General features: G+C 43.1%; 5 protein-coding genes. 1 reads left to right on the top strand and 4 read right to left on the bottom strand.

Annotation, left to right across the window (positions count from 1 at the left end):
• Nucleotides 1–267 precede the first annotated feature (267 nt).
• The gene (locus SFV55_RS02050; RefSeq protein WP_320027785.1) at nucleotides 268–1,941 is read right to left on the bottom strand and encodes an Ig-like domain-containing protein; all 1,674 of its coding nucleotides are present in this window, start codon (nucleotides 1,939–1,941) and stop codon (nucleotides 268–270) included.
• Between the two features lie 319 nt (nucleotides 1,942–2,260).
• On the opposite strand from SFV55_RS02050, the gene SFV55_RS02045 reads away from it, so the two are divergent.
• A complete protein-coding gene (locus SFV55_RS02045; protein WP_320027784.1) occupies nucleotides 2,261–3,055 on the top strand; it encodes a hypothetical protein in 795 nt (264 codons plus the stop codon).
• 61 nt (nucleotides 3,056–3,116) lie between these two features.
• Here SFV55_RS02045 and SFV55_RS02040 read toward each other — a convergent pair whose 3' ends face one another.
• The 3 genes from SFV55_RS02040 to SFV55_RS02030 form a co-directional block, all read right to left on the bottom strand.
• On the bottom strand, nucleotides 3,117–3,527 hold the full coding sequence (locus SFV55_RS02040; RefSeq protein WP_320027783.1) for a hypothetical protein: 411 nt from the start codon (nucleotides 3,525–3,527) through the stop codon (nucleotides 3,117–3,119).
• 197 nt (nucleotides 3,528–3,724) lie between these two features.
• The gene (locus tag SFV55_RS02035; RefSeq protein ID WP_320027782.1) at nucleotides 3,725–5,506 is read right to left on the bottom strand and encodes a WD40 repeat domain-containing protein; all 1,782 of its coding nucleotides are present in this window, start codon (nucleotides 5,504–5,506) and stop codon (nucleotides 3,725–3,727) included.
• A 5-nt stretch (nucleotides 5,507–5,511) separates the two neighbouring features.
• A complete protein-coding gene (locus SFV55_RS02030; protein ID WP_320027781.1) occupies nucleotides 5,512–7,110 on the bottom strand; it encodes a hypothetical protein in 1,599 nt (532 codons plus the stop codon).
• Between the last annotated feature and the right edge of the window lie 29 nt (nucleotides 7,111–7,139).

The raw sequence follows: 7,139 nt of genomic DNA, 5'->3' as shown, positions 1-7,139 counted from the left end.
CATAAAACGCACTCATATGGGAAAACCAAAAGATGAAAAAAAGAACCTGGACGACCTGAAAAAAGACCTTAAAACCGTCAAGAAAGAAGATATGAAAAAGATCACTGGCGGTAAAAAGGATGGGAAGAACTGGAACAATGGCTGTGGGGGAATCATCCCACAATAGGCATTCGTTTCAATGTCCGAACGCTGTTCTTACCAAAGGAAAAACCTCCTGTAGGCATTTGCCACAGGAGGTTTTTCTATTTTATTGGTAGTTTCAGGTTGTCAGAATTTAACAAAGGATGCGCGTTGCCCGTTTTGGGTGATGAGCCAATACCTGCCTACGTCCAGATTTTGCACATCCAATTCGCTGCGCGCGCTGCTTTCTTGCACCAAGCGCCCCAAGGCGTCGTAGATCCGGATACGGGTTGATTCACTCAGTCCGATCAAATAAATCTTCTCTTTTACGGGGTTAGGGAAAAATTGAATTTCACGGTAATTGACTTCCCTGGTTGAAGTTGGAGTATTTACCGTGAGGTTGATCACCTTACTTTCTTTCACTTCATCAACATCATCCCAGGCTTTGGCTTTTAATTTGTGCACCCCCAAAGGTAGGTTGTTGAGGGTAATGGCATAAGGGGCTTGCCCGTCTTCGCCCACTTTTATGTCGTTCAGGTACAGCTCTACCCTGAGGATTTCTCCATCGGAGTCATTTGCATTCAAACGAACGGTCAGAGGAGTATTTTGGAGAATCGTGGTATCCGAGGTCGGGCTTTGGAAGTTCAGACTGGGAGGAGCATTGACAATTACTGCGATCGGTGAGGAGGTACTTGATGCGCCAAAATTATCAAATGCTTTTGCTGCATATATGTAAGGACCGGAGTTTAGGTTATTGACAATGAAGGTGAAGGGAGATTCCATGTCTTCCCCCAGTTTTTCTCCATTTTGCCAGAATTCAACCCGGCTTACGCTTCCATCTACATCACTGGTATTGGCTTGTAAGGTCAAAACACTCCCTGGTGTATATTTTGCACCTGTGACCGGGCTGGCAATGGCCACAATAGGAGGGGCATTGACGACAAAAGTAAGGGAGCCCGAAGCAGCAATACCCCCCAAATTATCAGTTGCCCGGACAAAAAAGTTGAAGTTGCCATAAGTGTTGGCACTGTATTCGTATTCGTAAGGAGCAATGCTATCCTCCGCTATTTTTGAATTATTCAGGTAAAACTCCACTTTTTTTACGGTTCCATCCGGATCCAAGGCACTAACTTCAAAATTTAAGGTGGAAAACTGGGGGTAAATGTCGCCATTACGAGCCCCTCCGATTTGGACAACAGGCACTGCATTTACCAATACTGCTGAAGGTGTAGAGACTCCCGAACCTCCCCGCGAATCAAAGGCTTGAACGGCAAAAAAATAGGGACCTGGTTCCAAGTTACTCAAAGACAAGGAGTAAGGCGCAATGGTGTCCTCTCCAATTTTGACTCCATTTTGGAAAAAAGCTACTTTGCGAACGGCATCGTCGGTGTCTCCAACTCTGGCTAGTAAAATAAGGTTACCACTGCCGTGAAAAATACTGTTGTTGGCGGGAGAACTCAAAAAAGCAAAAGGTTGGGCGTTAACCGTAACTGAAATCGCAGTCGAAATTTTGGAAGCCCCTTTGTTATCAAAAGCTTTAGCGGCAAAGCTATACACACCCGGAGGTGTAAAACCCAATTGATACTCAAAGGGCGCATCACTAGCCTCTCCGATTAGTTGCCCATCCTGATAAAATTCCACTTTGTCGATGCTACCATCTGGGTCATTGGCATTGGCTGTTAAGCTGATGATTTGGCCCTGCTGAAAAATGGTGCCATTGGCAGGTGCGCTTAGGGTTACATTTGGCGCAAGGTTTTGAGCATGACATAAATAGGCGCATAATAGTGCTGGGAACAGTGCACTAAAGTTCTTGATGTGCATAAAATTTGTTTTTGGTTTGAGGTCAGGAAATAAGGGGCTCCTCCCTCTTTGTCATAAATCTATGACGCAATTTACAACAGAAAATTAAAACCTTAAATAGCTGAATATTTTGTATAAGAGAAAAAATAAAATCTTAATTGATAAGTGTAAGATTTCTAAGGGAAGAGAGAAGGTATTGAAAAAAAAAGAATGTGTTTGGGTGAAATGCGAAGTGTACCCTATATTTGCAAGCAGCAGAAAGGGTTTTTTATCCGTTTTCAGGATAGAGAGCCTGTAAAGGCCAATGTGCTTGCTTACAGACAACCCAAAATGACCAATTATGCTCGCTTTTTTATCAAAAACGGTTCCCGTATTGTGCCTCTTGCTAATGATGCAAGCGTGCAATATTGATAAAACCGAAACGCCGGTTTTGGATACCGAAGTTGAGAAAGAATACGAGTTAGACTTATGGGAAAACCTGAGCAACCAAAGCCGTACCTTTTTGATTAAGGCCAATACCATCAAAAACCAGGATTGCCTGAATTACTTCATTGAGAGTTCAATCAACCGTAAGGGCAACAACATCGAAATCAATTTAGGCAAACCCCAGATTTCCAGTGTTTGTGAGCGTGGTGTAGGAACTGCAAAGTCCAGTTTGGATTTAGGTACTATTTCAAATGGGGTGTATCCTTGTACCATCAAACTAGGACAAATTGTACCCAGCACCGGACGCCTGGTGGTCAGCAGCGGTAGTTTTTTTTTATCTATGCCAGCCCCCATTGGCTTCAGAGTTCTGCACAATACCCTCCTGCGTATTCCAGACAACACCATCTGGGGGTACATTGGTTATGATGCAGCTGCTCAGCCCGTAGTTGTACAGTTTTTTAATGACCTGGCGGGGATTAGCCAGCCCAACGACTTGCCCAAAGGGTATTATGGCTACTTTAACTTCCTGGAAAATGGTTCTATAGAATTGGACAATACCCAGGTTTCTACCGATCGCCCCATTCAGCCTATTGTGCGTAGATTTTCTGCCAACGAAAGTGATCTTGAAAAATTGATTCAAACCTATCGGGATAAATACGGGCCATCTATTCTGATTCGCTTGCGAAATACTGCGGGTAGGGAGTATTAATTTCAAATTATACCACCTGTCTGCTCAATACCACAAATCTTCTCCGCCAATAATAATATCATCAGGTACCTTTGGTCTGTATGTTTACCTTACTACCTTGTACTCCCTGGATGATGATATTCCTATCTCCAGTCAAGCTGGCCTGATGCATCGCGCCAGCCACGGGCGTATTAAGTACCTCTTCTACCTGCTGTTGAATGGCCGGATTGGAGGCACCACACTCCTCCGCTTCCCGTACTAAGTCGATTAGGGCATAACGCAACTTATTCTCTTCCAGTGCTGCCTCTTCATAACTGATTGTCCCATTCCTAATCTGTTGCATCAAGGCAGTTAATCGCCCAGATTGTCCTACTGCTTCATTTAATAATGGGCTTTTCTGTAGGATTTCCTGTAAGCGCTCCAGGGCATGCTTCAACTCATTCTGTCCTACAAGTTTCATTATTTCCCCCGCAAAATTTGAAATTCTACTCATCACCTGCATTTTTAAATAGTTGATAATTCATTATTTTTTAATACATCCCCCTTTTCGATTCATTCGAAATTGAACGCCTCAAGTTGGTACTTCCAGGATCACCTTCTTCATTAAAGGGTTCTGCCGCTTCAAATTTACGGAGATTATCCCGTTTTGCCTCCTTGATTTACCACGCAGACCTTACCATTTTGACCATTTCAATGCCCACTTTCTTCCCAAAATTGAATCTGATATTTCGCTTTTATTTCACTCAACGCCACCAGGTATGTTGATATGTCAGATTTAATTTTCCTGATGGCTTCAATAGGCACAGGACATTGATAAAGTGTATTTGTTGAGCTATCGAAATATATAATGCGGTCACCGGAAGAAGAGAAAAAAACAGGCAAGGGGTCCTTTGATCCAAGGTTTAGTTCCATGATCACCCTACCTTCGATTGACCAAAGCAAGGCTTTCCCATCTTTGGCAGTGCTGATGATTTGGGTACCTTCAGGTGAAAACTGGAGGTTTGTGATAGGTCGACGATGGCGATCTAGAGTCTGTAAAGCTTGGCCATTTATATCCCACAACAGTATTCTTCCTTCTTTAGTCGTGCTGGCGATCATCGAAGATTGAGGATTAAAAGTAATGGTAGAAGCAGAACCATGGAAATGCTGCAGATTGGCGATGAATTGGCCTTTATTGTTCCAGAGTTTGGTAATGTTATCGACCCCAAGTGTCAAAATCAAATTTTGATTTGGACTGTAAATAACTTTGGAAATAGCAGCTTGATGATCCTGGATGTTCATGATTTGCTCTCCCTTTAGACTCCAAAATTTCAAACTAGCATCTCCTCCTGCGGTAATGATGCCTGCCCCGTCTGGGGTAAACACAGCGGAATGAACATAAAAACTTTCAGGAGCGATTGTACAAACTTCAGTGCCATCACGTTTCCAGACCTTAACAGTCCCATCAGATGACCTGGTTAAAAGGTTTTGGTTGTCTGGAGAAAAATGCACTTCGTATATGTTGCCATTGTGGCCTATCAAAGAACTCAAAAGTCGACCATCTTTATCCCATAATTTAGCCGAGTTGTCTCTAGAAGCTGTGACAAAACTTTTGCCATCTGTGGCGAATTCAACATCCAAAATCGATTCAGAATGAGCGGCTGCCTGTTTAAATAATTTTCCTTCCTTGGTCCACCAATCCAGCCTCCCTCCTAATGCACAGGCAATGGCAAAGCTTCCATCAGGAGCGAATTCAAATAGCCGATTCAGTTGGTTTTCTCCAAGGCTTGTAATGCCTGACTTGAGCGAATGAGTAGAAAAAATGTAGATTTGTTCAGCGGAGTGAACCATCAGAGAATGATTTTCGGGAAGCAAGCTGAGTTTGGTCACTTCTTTGGAAAAGGTTTGGACAGGTGTGCTCAGGGCTTCAAGCACTGCTGCGCCAAGGGCACGTTCTACTTCGATTTCATTTGCTTTACCAAGCATCTCCTGAGCAATGAAGGCAAGCAACAATGCTTCTGTTTTATTACCTTTGCTTCTTTCATTATCCGAAAGTAATGCAAGGCGCAAGCCTTCAGCTAATTTTCCGCGGGTTCTGGCCAACTCTTCCTTTTCTCTGGCAATTTGTGCATTTGTTTCTGCAATTATTTTTTGAGCTTCTTCTGCTTTTCTGGCCTCTTCTGCTTCAGCCTTTTCCTTTTTTGCCTGGATTTCTGCCTCTCTTGCACGGTTTCTTTCTTTTTCCAATTCAGCAACCCATGCATCCTGAACTTCTTTTATCCATATATCCAGATTATCCACCTCCGGTCGGTCGTTACAAACCTTAGCGGCTAGGAATTCATTGATGGCGGCGCGGTAATCCCGAGTGGAAAACTTTTTTTTAGCCTCCTGTACCAATTGATCATAGCTGCAATTTTGGCAATAAACAGATACATTCATCGCCAGGAAAACAATCAAACAAAACAAGGGAAAAGTAAGATTAGGTCCTTTCATAGTTATTATTTCGTAGGTGTATATACCCAAAAATCGCTTGGATAAGTAGAGGTAAATTTATTTTGGAAGGGTTGACGTCCTTGACCCCCACCCACATAAATCATTCCATTGAGCGTAAAGGCAACCGAACTTTCTCTTTTTTCACCTGGAAAATCAGGCAATCGTTTCCATTGTTGGCCTATGGCTTTTTGGGGGTCAAATTCCCAAAAATCATTAAATGCCCCAATTAAGCTATGGTAACCTAGACCCAAATATCCTTTCCCATTCAGGGTTAGCGAAAAAGCGTTTTCCCGCCCCTGGTCAGGGAAAGAACTTTGTGGTTGCCAGCTAATTTGATTGCTCTGAGATCCAGGGGGGATGAATTCCCAACAATCGTTAAAATAACGGTCACCGGCGGCTCCTCCTCCCACAAATACACGATCAGCAAACTGAAAAACAAAGGCTGCTTCCCGGTTACCCAAGGTTGTATTGGGGTCGGTTAATTGACGCCAGCTTCTACGGCCATCAAACTCCCAAAAATCGGCCAAATAACGAGGTGATGAATTGCCAAGCCCAAGACCAATAAAACCTTTTCCTTGTAAAGAGAATGCCACGGCGTTGGTCCTCGCCCCTCCAGGAAAGCAATCAGAAACAAGTAAAGATTGACCAGTGGAGGGAATAAATTCAAAAAAATCACAACGATAGCTGGAAATACAGTTGCCTTCGTTATTCTCCCCAAGGCCATAAAAAACCCGATTGTCGATGCTGAAGATAGAGGCATGTTTTCGCCCAAAAACAAAATCATCGGATTGGATGTCTTTAAAGCGCTCAATTGGGGTTGGGTACTCACGGAACTTGGTTCGATCTTCAGCATCACAGGAATTAGGGTAGCCAAAACCAACATAGGCTTTGTTATTTATTTCAATGGTAATTGCACCTTGCAAAGCCTGGTTGAAGCCATCAAGTCTTTTCCAACCTCCGACGCTGGAAAAAGTATAGGGGGGGCTGACCCATCGCTTATTCCCCGAGATGACGTAAAAACTAGCCTGATAATCTTGATTGAAAATAATGGAGTCAATCTTAAAATCGTAATCTCCATCACTAATTTGGGTAGAAGGATTTCGCTTTTCAAGAGTAATTTGCTGAAAACCTACACCAGAGGCCCTTTCCAATTGAATTCCCATTTCACGAATTTGTGGGAAGATTGGGGCAAAACGTTTTAGGCCAGTAATTCTTGCCTCAAAGAAGAGGGTATCATTCAATTGTCTGTGCTTTGCAATGGATAGATTTACCCCATACCTGAAGGTCAAAATATCACCATACGCGGTGCGCCCGTTTTGCACTTTAGCGTATGCTCGTACATAGTAAGTTGAATCTAAATTCAGGTTGCTTAGTGTAACCGTAAAACTTGAACTAGTCGAGGTTGTTGTTGGGGCTTTTTCAAGAACAACATTGACATTTAATTCTAAATCTTTTAAACGATTAGACCAAACCACCCCGTGTTCAACAATGCTTACTCCTTCAGCATTATTGATTTCGCCGGAGACCTTAAGCTTGCCCAGAATGCTGTCTATTTCTGCCTTTATGGTTTGAACCTCAAAAAAAACCAAGGGTTCAGGGCGCATTTCTGTGCACCCTGAACCTGAATAAAGCA

Origin of the sequence: Haliscomenobacter sp. (assembly GCF_033763495.1) — a bacterium.
GTDB lineage: Bacteria > Bacteroidota > Bacteroidia > Chitinophagales > Saprospiraceae > Haliscomenobacter.
This window is presented reverse-complemented; position numbering and strand designations above follow the sequence as displayed.

Excerpts from the sequence above, each read along its gene's own strand:
- SFV55_RS02045 (WP_320027784.1), top strand. The coding sequence starts at position 2,261 with ATGCTCGCTTTTTTATCAAAAACGGTTCCCGTATTGTGCCTCTTGCTA.
- SFV55_RS02040 (WP_320027783.1), bottom strand. The coding sequence starts at position 3,527 with ATGAGTAGAATTTCAAATTTTGCGGGGGAAATAATGAAACTTGTAGGA.
- SFV55_RS02050 (WP_320027785.1), bottom strand. The coding sequence starts at position 1,941 with ATGCACATCAAGAACTTTAGTGCACTGTTCCCAGCACTATTATGCGCC.
- SFV55_RS02030 (WP_320027781.1), bottom strand. The coding sequence starts at position 7,110 with ATGCGCCCTGAACCCTTGGTTTTTTTTGAGGTTCAAACCATAAAGGCA.
- SFV55_RS02035 (WP_320027782.1), bottom strand. The coding sequence starts at position 5,506 with ATGAAAGGACCTAATCTTACTTTTCCCTTGTTTTGTTTGATTGTTTTC.